Here is an 820-nt window from a genome sequence, read left to right as displayed (position 1 = left end):
CTTCCGCACCCTGGCGGTCCGCAAGTACCGCTCGGCCGCCACCTGACCCCGCCCGTGTCCGGGCGTCGCGACCGGGCCGTGAACGACCGAACCCCCGACGCCGTGCGTCGGGGGTTTCGTCGTCGGGGCTGCCGCGGGCGGCGGCTCGAACACGTTGGGCCCGCGGCGCTCGTGTGGTCCCCGGGGCCCGGTCCGGTACTACCGGCACGCGGGCCCGTCGCGGTGGCTCAGCCCTGGTAGGGCTTGGCCGCGAGGATCTTCACGGACGCGGTGCGACCGTTGGGCAACTCGTACTGCGCCTCGTCGCCCACCTTCTTGCCGGTCACGCCCTTGCCGAGGGGGGACTGCGGGGAGTACGTCTCGATGTCCGCGCTCGCGTACTCGCGGGAGGCCATCAGGAAGGTCAGCGTGTCGTCGGGGTCGCCGTCGAACGCGATGGTGACGACCATGCCGGGCTCCACCACGCCGTCGTCCGCGGGGGCCTCTCCGACCTTCGCGTGCTGCAGGAGCTGCGTGAGCTGGCGTACGCGGAGCTCCTGCTTGCCCTGCTCTTCCTTGGCGGCGTGGTAGCCACCGTTCTCCCGCAGGTCACCCTCTTCACGGGCGGCCTCGATCTTCTTCGCGATCTCGACACGTGCGGGACCCGACAGGTACTCCAGCTCGGCCTTGAGCTGGTTGTACGCCTCCTGGGTCAGCCAGGTGACGTTGTCGCTGGTCTGGGTCACAGGTGCTCCTCGTCGGTGCTGGGGGAATACAAATGAACGCCCTCCTTCAAAGGGTGCGCCTTCAAAGGTGGGCGAAACCACGAGCCTAACAATTC

1 protein-coding gene is annotated in these 820 nt (G+C 69.1%); it reads right to left on the bottom strand.

Annotation, left to right across the window (positions count from 1 at the left end; genetic code table 11):
- Positions 1–227: 227 nt before the first annotated feature.
- Positions 228–725 carry a transcription elongation factor GreA gene (greA, locus tag KUM32_RS38290; RefSeq protein WP_187062953.1) on the bottom strand — a complete coding sequence of 166 codons (498 nt, stop codon included), beginning with the start codon at positions 723–725 and terminating at the stop codon, positions 228–230.
- Between the last annotated feature and the right edge of the window lie 95 nt (positions 726–820).

It is taken from the genome of Streptomyces sp. AC627_RSS907, assembly GCF_019049165.1.
This window is presented reverse-complemented; position numbering and strand designations above follow the sequence as displayed.